This window comes from Mycobacterium sp. E2989 (genome assembly GCF_001667595.1).
In the GTDB taxonomy this organism is placed as follows: Bacteria; Actinomycetota; Actinomycetes; order Mycobacteriales; family Mycobacteriaceae; genus Mycobacterium.
The window spans coordinates 1-15,626 of the sequence record NZ_LZJX01000030.1 but is presented as its reverse complement, the minus strand read 5'-3'; the positions used below and the strand labels follow the sequence as shown (position 1 = coordinate 15,626).

11 protein-coding genes are annotated in these 15,626 nt (G+C 71.0%); 3 read left to right on the top strand and 8 right to left on the bottom strand.

Going from position 1 to position 15,626, the window contains the following annotated elements; all coding sequences use genetic code 11:
- Positions 1–8: 8 nt before the first annotated feature.
- Positions 9–1,157, bottom strand: a complete 1,149-nt coding sequence (dnaJ, locus tag A5680_RS07145) for a molecular chaperone DnaJ (protein ID WP_067817646.1) — start codon at positions 1,155–1,157, stop codon at positions 9–11.
- Positions 1,158–1,215: 58 nt separating this feature from the next.
- Complete coding sequence (hrcA, locus tag A5680_RS07140) at positions 1,216–2,247, bottom strand: heat-inducible transcriptional repressor HrcA (protein ID WP_055400804.1); 1,032 nt, start codon at positions 2,245–2,247, stop codon at positions 1,216–1,218.
- 208 nt (positions 2,248–2,455) lie between these two features.
- Between hrcA and A5680_RS07135 the strand changes: the two genes are divergently transcribed.
- The 3 genes from A5680_RS07135 (at position 2,456) to A5680_RS07125 (ending at position 4,325) form a co-directional block, all read left to right on the top strand.
- On the top strand, positions 2,456–2,770 hold the full coding sequence (locus A5680_RS07135; protein ID WP_046185708.1) for a type II toxin-antitoxin system VapB family antitoxin: 315 nt from the start codon (positions 2,456–2,458) through the stop codon (positions 2,768–2,770).
- A 77-nt stretch (positions 2,771–2,847) separates the two neighbouring features.
- Positions 2,848–3,444 carry a carboxymuconolactone decarboxylase family protein gene (locus tag A5680_RS07130; protein ID WP_055400806.1) on the top strand — a complete coding sequence of 199 codons (597 nt, stop codon included), beginning with the start codon at positions 2,848–2,850 and terminating at the stop codon, positions 3,442–3,444.
- Entirely contained in the window at positions 3,441–4,325 is an 885-nt protein-coding gene (locus A5680_RS07125; RefSeq protein ID WP_067817644.1) for a sigma-70 family RNA polymerase sigma factor, read from the top strand. The genes A5680_RS07130 and A5680_RS07125 overlap by 4 nt, the downstream gene beginning before the upstream one ends.
- Here A5680_RS07125 and A5680_RS07120 read toward each other — a convergent pair.
- From A5680_RS07120 to A5680_RS07095, 6 genes are all read right to left on the bottom strand, one after another.
- Positions 4,319–4,816 (bottom strand): hypothetical protein, encoded by a 498-nt coding sequence (locus A5680_RS07120; protein WP_067817642.1) that lies wholly within the window; start codon positions 4,814–4,816, stop codon positions 4,319–4,321. The genes A5680_RS07125 and A5680_RS07120 overlap by 7 nt on opposite strands.
- 176 nt (positions 4,817–4,992) lie before the next feature.
- Positions 4,993–5,508, bottom strand: a complete 516-nt coding sequence (locus A5680_RS07115; protein WP_067817836.1) for a hypothetical protein — start codon at positions 5,506–5,508, stop codon at positions 4,993–4,995.
- A 161-nt stretch (positions 5,509–5,669) separates the two neighbouring features.
- Positions 5,670–5,885 (bottom strand): MbtH family protein, encoded by a 216-nt coding sequence (locus A5680_RS07110; RefSeq protein WP_055400812.1) that lies wholly within the window; start codon positions 5,883–5,885, stop codon positions 5,670–5,672.
- Positions 5,863–7,158, bottom strand: coding sequence for an NADPH-dependent L-lysine N(6)-monooxygenase MbtG (gene mbtG, locus A5680_RS07105; RefSeq protein WP_067817640.1), 1,296 nt, complete (start codon positions 7,156–7,158; stop codon positions 5,863–5,865). Before mbtG ends, A5680_RS07110 begins: the two co-directional genes overlap by 23 nt.
- On the bottom strand, positions 7,155–11,558 hold the full coding sequence (locus A5680_RS07100) for a non-ribosomal peptide synthetase (protein ID WP_067817833.1): 4,404 nt from the start codon (positions 11,556–11,558) through the stop codon (positions 7,155–7,157). The genes mbtG and A5680_RS07100 overlap by 4 nt, the downstream gene beginning before the upstream one ends.
- Positions 11,555–15,626, bottom strand: a 4,072-nt coding sequence (locus tag A5680_RS07095; RefSeq protein WP_156675024.1) for a non-ribosomal peptide synthetase, incomplete at its 5' end; no start/stop codon positions are given. The genes A5680_RS07095 and A5680_RS07100, both read right to left, overlap by 4 nt.

Below are 15,626 nucleotides of genomic sequence, written 5' to 3'. Positions count from 1 at the left end.
CGAGAAGGCTAGCGCCCGGTGAAGGTTTCGCGCAGCCGGCTGAACAGGCCCCCGCCGGCATGGGTCGAGCGCACCTCGGGAACGTCGCGGCTGCGCCGGTTCTTCAGCTCACGCAGCAGTTCGGTGTCGTGGTGATCCAGCCGGGTGGGCACCAACACCTCGACGTGGACGTGCAGATCGCCCCGGGTGCCCGACCGCAGGTGGGGCATCCCGTGGCCGCGCAACGTGATGACCGAATTCGGTTGCGTGCCAGGCGGAATAGTGATCTCGCTGATGCCGTCCAGGATGGCGTCGATGGTCACGGTGGCGCCCAGCGCCGCGTCGACCATGGGGACCGACACCGTGCAGTGCAGGTCGTCGCCTTCGCGGACGAAGACGTCGTGGGCCTGCTCGTGCACCTCGACGTACAGGTCGCCGGCCGGCCCTCCCCCGGGCCCGACCTCGCCCTGGGCGGCGAGCCGCACCCGCATGCCGTCGCCGACACCGGCGGGGATCTTGACGCTCATCTCGCGGCGGGCGCGGACCCGGCCGTCGCCCATGCACTGGTGGCACGGGTCGGGGATGACCGTTCCGACGCCGCGGCAGGTGGGGCAGGGCCGCGAGGTCATCACCTGGCCCAGCAGGGACCGCTGCACCGTCTGCACCTCGCCGCGCCCGCCGCACGTGTCGCACGGGACCGGCACGGAGTCGCCGTTGGTGCCCTTGCCCTGGCAGCGGTCGCACAGCACCGCCGTGTCGACGGTGACCTGCTTGGTGACCCCGGTCGCGCACTCTTCGAGGTCGAGCCGCATCCGCAGCAGCGAGTCCGAGCCCGGCCGGACCCGGCCGATCGGGCCGCGCGAGGTCGCCCCGCCGCTGAAGCCGCCACCGAAGAAGGCCTCGAACACGTCGCCCAACCCGCCGAAGCCGCCCCCGAAGCCGCCGCCCGCCGCGGCGGCGCTTTCCATCGGATCGCCGCCCAGGTCGACGATGCGCCGCTTCTCGGGGTCGCTCAGCACCTCGTAGGCGACGCTGATCTCCTTGAACTTCGCCTGCGCGCCCTCATCGGGGTTGACGTCGGGATGCAGCTCGCGCGCCAGCTTGCGGTACGCGCGCTTGATGTCCGCATCGCTGGCGTTTCTGCTCACGCCGAGCAGCCCGTAATAGTCGCGTGCCACGCCTGACTCTCCTAAACCTGGTCCTTATCCCGCGCCTGCGCATACTGCGGGTGCGCGTTCATCGAGCACCCAGGACTTCGCCGATATATAGGGCAACCGCGGCGACGCTGGCGATAGTTCCCGGATAGTCCATCCGGGTGGGCCCCAGCACACCCATTCCGCCGAACACGGTGTCGGAGGTGCCGTAGGCGGTGGTCACCATCGAGGTGCCGGCCATTTGCTCGGCGGCCGTCTCATGGCCGATGCGCACCGTCACCTTACCGGCTTCCTGCTGGGCCGCCAGCAACCGCAGCACCACCACCTGCTCCTCGAGCGCTTCCAGGATCGAGCGCAACGAGCCGCCGAAATCGGCGGCGTTGCGGGTCAGGTTGGCGGTCCCGCCCATCAGCAAGCGTTCTTCGGTGTGTTCCACCAGCTGCTCCAGCAAGACCGTCGCCGAGCGGCCGACGGCGTCGCCCAGGCCGTCGGGGGCGCGCAGGTTCCCGGCCAGGTCGGCCACCGCGATCGAGGCCGCCGACAGCTTCTTGCCCACCAGCGCCTGGCCCAGCATCTCGCGGAGCTGGGCCAGCTGGTGGTCGTCGATGACGTCGCCGAGTTCGACGATGCGCTGGTCCACCCGACCGGTGTCGGTGATGACCACCATCAGCAGCCGGGCCGGGGTCAGCGCGATCACTTCCAGATGGCGCACGGTAGACGAGGTCAGCGTCGGGTACTGCACCACGGCCACCTGCCGGGTCAGCTGGGCCAGTAGGCGGACCGCCCGGCGCAGCACGTCGTCCAGGTCGACGCCGGATTCCAGGAAGCTCAGGATCGCGCTGCGCTCGGCCGCGGACAGCGGCTTGACGTCGTGCAGGCGGTCCACGAACTCGCGGTAACCCTTCTCGGTGGGCACGCGCCCGGAGCTGGTGTGCGGCTGGGTGATGTAGCCCTCGGCCTCCAGCACCGCCATGTCGTTGCGGACGGTCGCCGACGAGACGCCCAAGTTATGACGCTCCACCAGCGTCTTGGAACCGATGGGTTCCTTCGTGGCAACGAAATCGGCGACGATGGCACGCAGCACCTCGAAGCGACGTTCGTCGGCACTTCCCACTCGTGGTCACCTCCCTGCAGCGCCCTGACCGGGTTCATTTTACGGGTCGCAAACCGTGCTGACCGTGACCAGCGGCCGCTTGCCGTGGCGGGCGGTCGCGGCCGCCGTCGGCATTACCGGCGGCTTGGACGCCGGCGGCGCTTCTTGCGGCTAGCCTGTCCAGCATGAACCGGTCGGGTCATAGCAACGCGTCGGGGAAGATCGCGCAATGATTTTCAAGGGCGTGCGCGACGGCAAGCCGTATCCCGAGCACGGGCTGTCCTACCGGGACTGGTCCCAGATTCCGCCGCAGCAGATCCGGCTCGACGAACTGGTCACCACGACGACGGTGCTCGCGCTCGATCGTCTGCTGTCGGAGGACTCCACCTTCTACGGCGACCTCTTCCCGCACGCGGTGCGGTGGAAGGGCGTCACCTACCTCGAGGACGGGCTGCACCGGGCGGTCCGGGCGGCGCTGCGAAACCGCACCGTGCTGCACGCCCGGGTGTTCGACATGGACATGGCGCCCGGGCCGCCGCGGTAGCCGGTCACGTTTGCCGGGCGCGGGGTGTCGACTCAGTGAGGACGTTGGTTCACACCGCAACTTGCTAGGAGGTCGCCATGTCCCGGTTGCAAGGGGTCTCCGACCGCGACGCCGGTCTGGGCGCCAAGATCGCCTTCTTCTTCACCAAGCGCAAGCTGGCCCAGATGACCGGCCTCGAAACGGCCGGGATGCTGGAACCGCTGCGCATGTACGCGCACATCCCCCGGCTGCTCAACGCCTACGGCAAGCTCGAACAGGCCGAGTCCAAGCTGGACGTGCTCAGCCCGCGCCACCGCGCGCTCGCGGAGCTCAAGGCGGCGACGACGGTGCGCTGCGAGTACTGCATCGACCTCGGTTCGCAGATCGCCCGCCAGTGGGGCATGACCGACGAGGAACTGCTCGCACTGGCCGACTATCGAAGCGCCGCATGCTTTTCCGAGCTCGACAAGCTGATCCTCGAATACGCCACCGCGGTCAGCCGCACCCCCGTCGAGGTCAGCGACGAGCTATTCGACGCGCTGCGTGCGCATTTCGACACCGCCCAACTCGTCGGGCTCACCCACGTCATCACGCTGGGCAACCTGCGCGCCCGCTTCAATCTCGCGCTCGGCATCGGTTCGTCCGGCTTCTCCGGCAACCAGGTCTGCGCCCTGCCCGACGCGGGCGCCACATGAGCTTGGACGCGTCGATCACCGCGCGGTTCGAGGCGGCGCGGCCGCAGCTGGGCGCGATCGCCTACCGCATGCTGGGTTCGATCGACGACGCCCAGGACGCCGTGCAGGAAGCGTGGCTGCGGCTCAGCGGCGGCGGCGCCGACGGCATCGCCAACCTGGACGCGTGGCTGACGACCGTGGTGGCCCGCATCTGCCTGAACATGTTGCGCGACCGCCGGGCCCACGCGGGCGAGGGGCTGGGCGTCGCGCTGCCGGACCCGATCGTGGACGCCGAGGGCGAATTCGACCCCGAGCACCGCGCGATGCTGGCCGACGCGGTCGGGCTGGCGTTGTTCGTCGTGCTGGACACCCTGCCGCCCGAGCAGCGGCTGGCGTTCGTGCTGCACGACGTCTTCGCGGTGCCGTTCGACCAGATCGCCCCGATCGTCGGCCGGACGCCGGAGGCCACCCGCAAGCTGGCCAGCCGGGCCCGCCGGCGCATCGAGGAGGCCGATCCGGCCCCCGACGGCGACGTGGCCGCCCAGCGGGAGGCCGTCGACGCGTTCTTCGCGGCGGGCCGCAGCGGCGACTTCGACCGCCTGGTGGCGGTGCTGCATCCCGACGTGGTGCTGCGCGGCGACTTCGGCCGCGGCACCGCCGGTTTCCGCACCCAGGGCGCGTCCGCGGTGGCGCGGCTGGCCCGCGCCTACGCGGGTCCCGATCGCGAGGTGCGCGCCGCGACGGTCAACGGGGCGGCCGGCGCGGTCATCTTCGTCGACGGGCGGGCGACGGCGATCATGGGCTTCGTGGTGCGCGACGGCCTGGTCGCCTCGATCGACGTGCTGGCCGACCTCGTCCGCGTCGCCCGATCAGACCTGCGCGCGCTGCGCGCCGATCACTGACCGGCGGCCTGCAGCAGCTCCATCGCCGACGCCCGGGACAGCACCCAGCCGCCCTGGTTGACGAACGTGACGTTCTGCGTGACCGGCGACGTCAGCTTCGGACCGGAGACCGCGACGTCGGCGGTGGCCGAGCCGGCCGCGGCCGGCTGGATGTTCGTGACGTCGAACGACAACGGCAGGTCGCCGTTCTTGGCCGCCTTCTGCAGCTTCTTGTCGGCCACGTGCGCCTCGATGCCGCTGATGCCACCCTGAACCAGGTTGCTCTTGCTGGCGAACGAGACGCTCGGGTCGGCCAGGCTGTTCAGCACGCCGGTCAGCTGGTCGGCCGTCGGAACGTCGGCGGCCGGGGCCGGGTCCTGCGGCAACGGCGCGCCGACCGCGCTCAACCGCACTTGGTCCATCGGCGTCGCGACGGAAGCCAGCCCCGCGGCCGCACCCCCGATGACGGCGAACGCTGCCACGCTGGTGGCGAGCAACTTGACGGTCTTCATGGTTCCCCCTTCGACGGGCGCGAGCCTGAACCGGATCCACACATTTGGTGCGGTGTCAGCGCGCCTGCTACTCCTGTTGTTTCGCGTCTCGGCACGGCCACGTTACGACCGCGCCTTAGGAAGACAACATGCACAACCTGTGCGCCGGCTGTGTGGCCGCCCAGAATACCGGCCACCTAGTTGGTGGCAGTCGCCGCCTGGATCAGGGCGATCGCGGCGTCGTGCTGCAGGATCCAGTTGCCGCCCTGGTTGACGAACACCAGGTGCTTTTGCACCGGGCCGGCGAACTTCGGTCCCGAGATGGCGACGTCGGCCTGGGCCAGGTTCGGGCCGGCCGGCGCGATGTTCGTCACGGCGAACGTCTCCGGGAAGTTCCCGTTGCGGTACGCCTTTCGCAGATCGTGGTCGGCCACGTGGCCCTCGTCGGGGCTGATGCCGTTTTCCACCAGGTTGTTCTTGGTCGTATACGAGACGCCCGGGTCGGTGGCCTGGTTGCACAGGGTCGACAGCTGCTCCGGCGTCGGCAGGGCGCCGGGCGCCGGGGGCGGCGGTGGCGGGTCCTGCGGCAACGGCGCGCCGAACGCGGCCAGTTGCACCTGGTCCATCGGTGCGGCGACGAAAGCGCCACCGGCGGCTCCCCCTACGACGGCGAACGCCGCCACGCCGGTGGCAAGAGTTTTAACGGTCCTCACGGTTCCCCCTTCGATACGCGCGCACCATGTCGGGAAGTCAGTGATCTTGTCCCCCACACGGTTCCGCGTGACCACGGTGTAGTTGGTGTAAGTGTGCACGGTGTCGCCGGCGATTGCGTCTCGGGCCGGTCACGTTACGGCGGCGCTACGGCTACGCCGCGTCAGCGGCGCTTGATCGATTCCTGGAGGCTCTTGGGCCGGATGTCGGTCCAGTTCTTCTCGATGTACTCCAGGCACTCCTCGCGGCTGGCCTCGCCGTGCACCACCCGCCACCCCGCCGGCTTGTCGGCGAAGCTCGGCCACAGGCTGTGCTGGTCCTCGTCGTTGACGAGGACGAAGAAGGTGCCGTTCTCGTCATCGAAGGGGTTGATGCTCATCGCGTCTCCTTGTCGTGTGCTTGGGCGCCCCCATTAAGCCCCCAGTGGTTCCTAGTACCCGGTCGGACAGCAATCCCAAGCAGCTGAGGTTCGGAAACCCCGGCCCCTGCGTCAGCCCGGACAGGTTGGGCAGGAACAGCTTGGGCGTGACGTCGCTGACCGCCAGGTCATAGCCGATCGCTTCCTGCAGGCTATCGGCCGTCAGCGGGCCGCCCAGGCCGAGCTCCAGCAGGTCGAGCACGTCCTGGCCGAACAAGGACATGAACCACAGCGCATCGGCCCCCGATCCGTCGATGACCAGATCGAAACCGTGCACCGTCTCGAGGTTCTCGCTGCCGCGGTTGGTGGACAGGGTGAGCCGGATCTGCCCGTCGCGGCCCACGGCGTGGGCCACCCGGCCCCGCAGGTGCCGGATGCGGTCGTCGGCCAGCAGGGCTTCCTGCACGTTGGCCGAGAACACGCCGCGGTCGGTGCGGGCGAGCGCGTCGCGGCGTTCGGCCAGCGTCAGGGCGGTCCAGTCGGTGGGGTCGGAGAACAGCGAGTTCTCGAAGAAGCTCTCCCCCCGGGTGAACAGCGTCACCTGCGGCGAAATGACGGTGATGGTCGAAACCCGGTGCCGGAACAGCTCATTGAGCATCGACGCCGCCGTCTCACCGCCGCCGATGACGGCCACCCGTTCGGCGGTGATCCGGTCGTGGCCCGCGGCGCGGTCCCAGAACTGGGCGATCGACAGCATGCGCGGATTGCCGGGCAGCAGCGACTTCTCGGCCTGGCCGGGCCCGGTGATCATCAGGGCGTCGGCCGCCACGGTGGTCTCGTGGGTGTGCAGCGCCCACTTCTCGCCGTTGACGGCCAGCCGCTCCACCTCGCCGCGCACCACGTCGAGGCCCACCTGGTCGGCCACCCAACCCAGGTACTGGCTCCATTTGCGATGGGTGGGCGCCGGCCGGCCGCGGTCGATCCATTCGGCGAACGACGCCGTGGCGATCAGGTAGGACTGCCAGCTGTAGCGGGTCATCCGTTCGTCGAGTTCGGCGTTGCGGCGCGGGACCAGCGCCGAGCGGTAGGGAAATCCCACGTCCTTCTCCGGGCTGGTGCCCAGCCGGTGCGCCCCGTCGGTCCAACCGCCGCTGGCCTGCCAGTTGGCCGCCACGCCGATGCGTTCGACCGCGATCACCTCGGGGGCATCGACGCCCATGTCGCGCAGCACGGACGCCTTGGCGGCGACGGCCACCGCCTTGGCGCCCGCGCCCAGGATCGCAAGTGTGCTCATGTCACCATCTCCCGCAGCGATTCGATCCAAAGGTGTTGCAGTTCGGCCAGATCGGCCTCGCCGAGGATGTCGGGCAGCGCGCGCCACTGCGCGGCCAGCACCCGCTGGCCGTCGAACGTCAGCAGGGCGGCCACGATGGTGAGCTCGTGGCGCACCGCCAGCTCCGGCTCCGGTTGCGGCGACACCCCGGCGAGCAGTTCACGTTCCAGCGTCAGCGCGGCGCCGCCGCCGGCGTGGGCGGCGCCGAGGTAGTTCAGCAAAAGTTGCGGCGCCGGCAACGGGGCGAGGCGTTCGGCGGTGTCGGTGCGCAGGTAGCGCAGCAACCCGTAGTCCAGCCCGTCACCCGGGATGGCCGCCAGCTGCTCGCCCACGGCTCGCGGGTCGGCCGAGCGCACCCGCATCGGGTAGATGGAACTCAGCAGCCCGACGGTGTCACCGGTGTCGATGCCGTGCGCGCCCGACCCGTCGACCAGAGCGTCTGCGCGCCCGTGTGTTTCGAGCGCCAGCAGGGGCGGCGGCGTGGCCTGGTTGCGGGAGCGCCGCCACCGCGTCACCGTCGCCGCGGTGGCGGCGATCAGCAGGTGCGGCAACGGCAGCCCGGAGTCCAGCAGCCGGCGGGTGATGTCGGCATCGGTGGCGATCATCCGGACGTTCAGATCGCGGGCGCGGTCACGGGCCGGATCGACCCGTCGCGCGCCGAGGTCCGGGTCGTCGCCGTCGGACTGGGCGGCCCAGAATTGCACCGTGTCCAGCCCGCGGGCGCGCTCGACGAGCGCACCGGCCCAGCGCCGGTAGCTGGTGTGCTCGCGGATCGGTGCCGGCGAGCGGCCGGCGGCCAAAGCCGTTAGGGCGGCGTCTAATTCGCCGAGGACCACCCGCCACGACGCCGGATCCATCGCGAGCACGTGGGCGGTCAGCAACAGGACGCTTCGCCCGGTCGGCGGGCGGAGCCACGTCGCGGCAAGCAGCGCTCCGCGCTGCGGATCGAGGCGGTCCACGGCCCGCGCGACGTGTTCGGGCACCGTCGCGTGCAGGTCGTCCGTCACGGCCACCTCGGTGAGGATCTCGGCGGGTTGCGCCAGAACCAGGGTCATCGCGGCGCGGTCCAGTCGCGTGCGCAGCACCTCGTGACCGTCCACGATGCTGGCGAGCGCGGTGTCGAGTTGCTCGCGGCTGACGTCGGCGGGCAGTCGGATGGCTTCGGTCTGCGCCAGCCGCCGCGGCTCGCCGTGTTCGTAAAGCCAACGGCCGTTGGGCAGCACCGGCATGGGCTCGGCGCTGCGCTCGACATCGCTTGTGGCGATGAGGGTTTCGGCATCGATGGCCCCCGCCAGCTCCCGGACGTTGGCACACTCGAGGATGAGCCGGGCGCGCAGGGCGATCCCCCGCGCCCGGGCCGCCTGCACCACCGACAGCGCCACGATGCTGTCCAGGCCCAGCTGCAGGAAATCGGCGGCCACGTCGACTCGCGGCTGAGCCAGCAGCTCCGACAGCAGTTCGGCCAGCGCGGCTTCGGTGGGAGTCTCGGGTTCGGCGCCGCCGGTATCCGCCTCGGCGACGTCGAACGCGCTCAGCGCGGCCTCGTCCAGCTTGCCGTTGACGGTCAGCGGGATTTCGTCGACCGCGACGATGCGCTGCGGGATCATGTAGCGCGGCAACCGCGATGCCAGCATGCCGCGCAGTTGCGCCGCCGACGGCGGGTGCGGCGCGGCGTCGGACGCGACCACGTAGGCGGTCAGCCGCGCGCCCGAGGGCCCGCGGCGGACCAGCACGCCCGCGCGCCGCACGCCGGGGTGTGATTCGAGCGCGGCCGCGATCTCACCCGGTTCGACGCGGTAACCGCGGATCTTCACCTGGGCGTCCGCGCGGCCCACGTACTGCAGCGAACCGTCCGGGCCGCGACGTACCAAATCGCCTGTGCGGTACATCCGTTCACCGGGCGCGAAGGGGTCGGCGGTGAAGCGGTGGCCGGTCTCCGCGGGACGGCCGACATACCCGCGGGCCAGCTGGGCGCCGGCCAGATACAGCTCGCCGGTGGCGCCGAACGGCACGGGACGCAGCGCGGAGTCCAGCACGTAACCGCGGGTGTGCTGGGTCGGCCGCCCGATCGACGGCTCGTCGTGCTCCGGGATCGCGGCGACGATGGCCTCAACGGTGGTTTCGGTGGGCCCGTAGCAGTTGTAGGCCGTCATCCCCGCGCGTGCGCACTCGGCGCGGATCAGCTCCCACGCCGGTTTGCCGAGCGGTTCCCCACCCAGCGCCAGCACGGCGAGCGGGACGGTGGTGAGCAAACCGCACGCGGCGAGTTGGGCAAACATCGACGGGGTGGTGTCGATCATGTCGATGCCGTGCTCGGCGACCGTCGCGACCAGCGCCTCGGCGTCGGTCTGGGTGTGTTCGTCCACGATGTGCACCGCGTGGCCGTCGAGCAGCGCGACCAGCGGCTGCCAGGCGGCGTCGAACGCGAACGACCATGCGTGCGCGACACGCAGTGGTCGGCCCAGTCGGGCGGCCGCCGGTCGCAGCACGGCGGCCAGGTGGTCGTCGGCGTAGGCGCCCACCGCCGCGTGAGTTCCGATGACGCCCTTGGGTTCTCCCGTCGTCCCCGACGTGAAGACGACATACGCCGCCTGCCCGGGTGCCACGCCGGCCGGGCGAAAGTCGCCGTCGGCGGGTTCGCCGGTCGCCAGCCAGTCGTCGTCGATCACGATCGACGCGCCGGTCTGCCGCAGGATGGAGTCCACCCGTTGCGGGGGCGTCGCGGGTTCCATCGGGACGCACGCACCGCCGGCTTTGAGCACGGCGAGCATCGCGGCAACGTACTGCGGGCCGCGGGAAAGCCGAATACCGACCGGGGTTTCGGGCCGCACGCCGTGTCGGGCGAGCCGGGCGGCCAGCCCGTCGGTGCGGGCATCCAGCTCGCGGTAGGTCAGCGTGCCACCGGCCCAGTTGACCGCCGGGCGGTCCGGGGTCCTGCGGGCGACTTCGGCGAATCGGGCGTGGATCCCGACGGGCGGCGCCGGGGGCGCTCCGGCCGCGCGCGGCGGGACGACCTCGTCCTGGAAGAGGACGCTGACGTCGCGCAGCGGGCGCTCCCATTCGCGCAGCAGGCGCTCGGCCGTGGTCAGGACCCGCCGCCCGAAGGCGGCCGCGGGGGTGGCGCCCAGCGCACCCTCGATGACCTCGATGAGCACCACCAGTTCGCCGGCTTCCATGTGGGCGGCGATGGTGATCGGGAAGTGCGACAACGTTTGCAGCGCGGAGGGCCGGAAAGTCGCACCGGCGGCGGTCAATTCGGTTCCGGCCGCCAGCCCGTCCAGCGGGAAGTTCTCGTAAACCAGCAGGGTGTCGAACATCTCGCCGACCCCGCCCAGCGCCCGCAGCTGCGCATGCCCGAGGTAACCGTGTTCGCGCAGCAGCGCGGGCCTGCGCTGCACCGCCCGGCATTGTTCACCGACCTTCGCCGCGGGGTCGAGCCGCACCCGCAAGGGGACGGTGTTGATGAAGAGGCCGATCATTGTCTCCACGCCGGACAGTTCGGGCGGCCTGCCGGATACCGTGACCCCGAAAACTACGTCGTCGGTGTCGGTCAGCCGGGACAACACCACCGCCCACGCCATCTGCATCAGGGTGTTGACGGTGATGCCGCGAGACCTGCTCTCCTCGACCAACCGCGCGGTGTCCTCGGCGGGCATCCGCAGTTCGGTGGTCCGGGGCAGCCCGGACCGCCCGCCCTCGCTGGAGCCGAGCGCGGCGGACAACAGGGTGGGGCCGGGCAGGCCCGCCAGGTGCTGACACCAGATCTGTTGACTGGCCTGCGGATCCCGGCTCGACAGCCAGCCGATGTAGTCGCGGTACGGCCGCGGGGCGGCCCGCAGCGCCGCCACGTCGCCGCCCGCCTGATACAACGTCATCATCTCGTTCACGAACACCGGCAACGACCAGCCGTCGATCACGATGTGATGGGCGGTGAGCACCAATCGCCATCGCGCATTGGGCAATTCGATGAGCAGGAAGCGGATGGCCGGCCCGCGTTCCAGGTCGAACGGCCGTCGGCGTTCGCCGGCCTCGAGTGCCCGCACATCCTCGGGCGCGGCGGCGACCGTGCGCCAGGGCAGGTCGACCCTCGACGGCACGATCTGCACGGGGCGTGCGATGCCCCGGCTGAAGAAGCTGGCCCGCAGGTTGGGGTGGCGCGCCAACATCTTTGCCGCGCAATCCCGTAACAGCGCGACGTCGAGCGCGCCGGAAACGTCGGCGGCCATGCCGATCACGTACGGGTCATCGGCCTCCCCGTCGCGGAATTCGGCGAGCGTGGTCAGCGAGTACAAGCCCTCTTGCAGCGGGCTCAGCGCCATCACGTCCTCGATGTCGGGCGCGACATCTTCGGTCGTCGTCATGGCGTCCCGTCCCGCGACGACGACCACAGCTGCGTCACGGCCGCCAAATCGTCGGCCGACAGCCCGGACGCGGTCATCGGCGCGAAGCGGGTGTCGGCCGGCTCGTCGAACGAACCCGCGTCAATGTCCTTGTCGCCTAGGGCGTCGACGGCCGCGGCCAGCTGCCGCACGGTCGGGTTCTCGAAGATCATCCGGGGGCTGATCGCCAGTCCGGCGGCCCGCGCCCGCGCGGCCAGCTGAACCGACAGGATGCTGTCGCCGCCGAGGGCGAAGAAGTCGTCGGACCGCCCCACCTCGGGAGTCGAGAGCAACTCGGCGAACACCTTGGCCAGCGCCCGTTCGGTGTCGGTGCGCGACGGTTCGGCCTGCCCACCGGTGCTGACCGCCGGCCGTGGCAGCCCGGGCCGGTTCAGCTTGCCGGACTCCGTCTTGGGCAACGCGTCGAGCACGGTCAGCGACGAGGGCATCATGTAGCCGGGCAGCATGGTGGCGATCGCGGCGCGCACCTCGGCCGCGAACGCCGCCTTATCACCGTCGTCGACGACGGGACGTTGGGGCACAACGTATCCCGCCAGGGAGGTGCCGCCGTGCACTTCCCAGGTGCGCGCCGCCGCGGCGGCGACGCCGTCAGCCCCCGCCAGCGCGGCCTCCACCTCGGCCAGCTCGACGCGGAAACCGCGCACCTGCACCTGGTGGTCGGAGCGCCCGGCGAACTCGAGCAGGCCATCCTCGGTCCACCGGGCCAGGTCGCCGCTGCGATACAGGCGCGAACCGGGCCGGCGGGCATACGGATTGGCCACGAACCGGGATGCGGTCAGCGCCGGCCGCCGCCAGTACCCCCGGGCGAGCTGGTCGCCCGCGTAATACAGCTCGCCCACCACTCCGACGGGAACCGGCCGCAAGCCGTCGTCGAGCAGGTAGGCGTCCGCACCCGGAACGGGCCTGCCGACAAGCGGATTCGGCGGCGCGAGGCGCCCGCGGGACACCGCACCGGAGGTTTCGGTCGAACCGATGTTGTTCAACAGCTCGACGTCGGCGCCGGCGCACGCCGACACCAGGCGCCGCAGCAGCGAGTCGCTCACCGGCTCCCCGCCGCACACCAGCCGGGACAGCGCTCGCAGCGCCTCGGGCCGGCTGTCGACCAGCGCCGAGACCAGGCTCGGCACGGCGGTCACCTGGGCGACCGAATGCCGGATCATCAAGTCCCCGAGGGCTTCCGGGTCACGGTGTTCGGCGTCGTCGGCGAGGATCATGGTGGCGCCGGCCGCCAATCCGGCCAGCATCTCCATCCCGCCCTCGAGGAACGTGATCGAGGCCTGGGCCAATCGGACGTCGTCGGTCCGCGGCGGGTAGTGCCGCAGCTGCCAGTCCAGCCGGGCGGCCATCGACCGATGGGTGCCGACCGCCCCCTTCGGCTTGCCGGTGGAGCCCGACGTGAAGACCAGGTACATCGGGTCGTCCGGGTGCGGCAGCGGCAGCCCGGCCGCCCGGGGATCGACCTCCCCGTTCTCGATCGCGGCCCGCAGCCGCGGGTCGTCCAGTGAGATGACGGCGACGCCGGCGACGTCGGGCATGCCGTCGAGCGCTTCAGCCGTGGCCAGCACCACCGGCGGCGCGACGTCGTCGAGCATGAACTGCTTGCGCGCCGGCGGGTAGCCGGGGTCGATGGGGAAGTAACCGGCGCCGGCCTTCATGATGGCGACCAGCGCCACCACGAGGTCGATGCTCCGCCGGGTCGAGAGCCCGACCAGCGTCCCCGGCCCCACGCCGTGGCCTGCGAGCAGGGCCGCCAGGTTGTCCGAACGGCGGTGCAGGGCAGGGTAATCGATGCGCTCGCCGCCGCATCGGACCGCGATCCGGTCGGGCCCCAGGCTTCGGCTGGGCCGCAGCAATTCTCCGATGGTGCGCGGCCGGTCGTGCGGCGGCAGCTCGCCCCGGCTCCAGTCCTGCAGCATGCGCCGCCGGTCTTCGGCGCCGATCAGCTGCACGTCCCGCAACGTCTGATCCACGTCGGTGGCAAACTCGGTGACCACCCGGGTCAACCAGCCGGCCAGGCGCTCGATGGTGGTCCTGCTGTAGAGCTCGGTGCGGAAGATCAGGTTGCCGTTGTAGCCGATGCCCGCCGAGGTGCCGGTGCCGTCGGTGCCGAAGAAGTTGACGCTGAGATCCGCGTGCGCCATGTCGAACACGGGGTCCAGCGAGGTGCACACGGTGTCCTGCCCGCCGTCGGGGGCCTGCTCGATCACTCGCGTGGCGGGCAGGTGGTCGCGGACGTGCACCACGACCTGGAACAGCGGATTGCGCGACAGCGAGCGCACCGGGCTGACGCTGTCGACCACCCGGTCGAAGGGCAGATCCTGATGCGCGTAGGCGGCCAGCGCCGTCTCGCGGGCGCGGGTCAGCAGTTCACGCAGGGTCGGGTTACCGGTCAGGTCGTTGCGCAACACCAGGATGTTGACGAAAAACCCGATCAGTTGGTCCAATTCGGACTCGGAGCGTCCGGCGACCGGTGTGCCCAGCGGGATGTCGAGGCCGCCGCCCGCCTTGTGCAGCACCACGGCGACCGCGGTTTGCAGCAGCATGAATTCGGTGATGCCCAACTCGCGGCACAACTCGGCGAGCTTGGCGCGGGTGGCCGCGTCGATGCGGAAGTCGACCGATTCGCCCTCCCCGGTGGGGACGGGCTGGCGCGGGAAGTCCGGCCGCAGCCCGGTGTCCTCCGGCAGACCGGCCAGCTGCCGATTCCAATACTCCCGCTGCTCCGCGGCGACGCAGGACTCCTGACCGGCCGCGTCGCCCAGGAACGCGCCCTGCCAGGCCGCGTAATCGGCGTACTGCACCCGAAGCGGCGCCCACGCCGGGGCCTCCCCCGCCCGGCGAGCCCGGTACGCGGTCATCACGTCGGCGAACAGCACCCCCGCCGACCAGTGGTCGGAGGCGATGTGATGGATCACGAGCGACAGCACGTGGTCCGCGGCGTCAGCGTCGGTGCGCAACAACGCGATCCGCACCGGCAGCTCACGGTCCAGCTCGAAGCAGTGCCGGCGCTCGACGTCCAGCTGCTCCCGCAGCCAGGCGTCGTCGGGCCCGGTCGCCCGGCGCACCGGAACCTCGTCGGCGGGGCCGACCACCTGGTAGGGCACGCCGTCCAGCTCCACGTAGGAGGTGCGCAGGATCTCGTGGCGGGCGACGACGTCGCCGACGGCGGCGATCAGCGCGTCGATGTCCCACGGCCCGCTCAGCTTCGCGGCGAAGGGAATGTTGTTGACCCAGCTGGGGCCGTCGATGCGATAGGCGAACCAGCTGCGCAGCTGCGACGCCGACAGGGGCATCGGCTGGTCGTGCGCGGTCGCGATCAGCTTGGGCCGCGCCTGCCTGGGCTCCCCGGAGCTCAGCCGATCGACCCGCTCCGCCAACAGGCCCACCGTGGCGAGCTCGAAGACGTCCCGGATGCCCAACTCCACGCCGCACTCCGAGCGGATCGCGGTCACGAGTTTGGTGGCCACCAGCGAGTGACCGCCCAGGTCGAAGAACGAGTCGTCGACGCCCACCCGGTCGTGACCGAGGAGCGTGGAAAACATTGCGGCGATGCGGCGTTCGGTGACGGTGGTGGGGTCGCGGTATTCGGTGACGGCCGCGATCTGCGGTTGGGGCAGTGCGGCGCGGTCGATCTTGCCGTGCGCCGTGATCGGGATCTCCTCGAGCGGCACGTAAGCCGCCGGCGTCATGTAGTCCGGCAGCGCGGCCGCCACCCGCGCGCGAATGCGTTCCACGTCAACGGTTTCCGGGCCGCCGCCCGGGGCGGGCGTCACGTATCCGACCAGGCTCTTGCCCAGCCGGGGTAGGTCCATGGCCAGCACGACGGCTTGTCCGACGCTCGGGTCGACCGAGATGGCGGCGGCGACCTCGCCCAGCTCGATGCGGAAGCCGCGGATCTTGACCTGTTCGTCGGCGCGCCCGACGAATTCGATGTCCCCGTCGGCGTTGCGGCGGGCGAGGTCGCCGGAGCGATACAACCGGGCGCCCGGCGTGAACGGGTCGGCGACGAACCGCTCGGCCGTCAATGCG

Excerpts from the sequence above, each read along its gene's own strand:
- A5680_RS07120 (WP_067817642.1), bottom strand. The coding sequence starts at position 4,816 with ATGAAGACCGTCAAGTTGCTCGCCACCAGCGTGGCAGCGTTCGCCGTC.
- A5680_RS07130 (WP_055400806.1), top strand. The coding sequence starts at position 2,848 with ATGTCCCGGTTGCAAGGGGTCTCCGACCGCGACGCCGGTCTGGGCGCC.
- A5680_RS07110 (WP_055400812.1), bottom strand. The coding sequence starts at position 5,885 with ATGAGCATCAACCCCTTCGATGACGAGAACGGCACCTTCTTCGTCCTC.
- A5680_RS07135 (WP_046185708.1), top strand. The coding sequence starts at position 2,456 with ATGATTTTCAAGGGCGTGCGCGACGGCAAGCCGTATCCCGAGCACGGG.
- mbtG (WP_067817640.1), bottom strand. The coding sequence starts at position 7,158 with ATGAGCACACTTGCGATCCTGGGCGCGGGCGCCAAGGCGGTGGCCGTC.
- A5680_RS07100 (WP_067817833.1), bottom strand. The coding sequence starts at position 11,558 with ATGACGACGACCGAAGATGTCGCGCCCGACATCGAGGACGTGATGGCG.
- A5680_RS07125 (WP_067817644.1), top strand. The coding sequence starts at position 3,441 with ATGAGCTTGGACGCGTCGATCACCGCGCGGTTCGAGGCGGCGCGGCCG.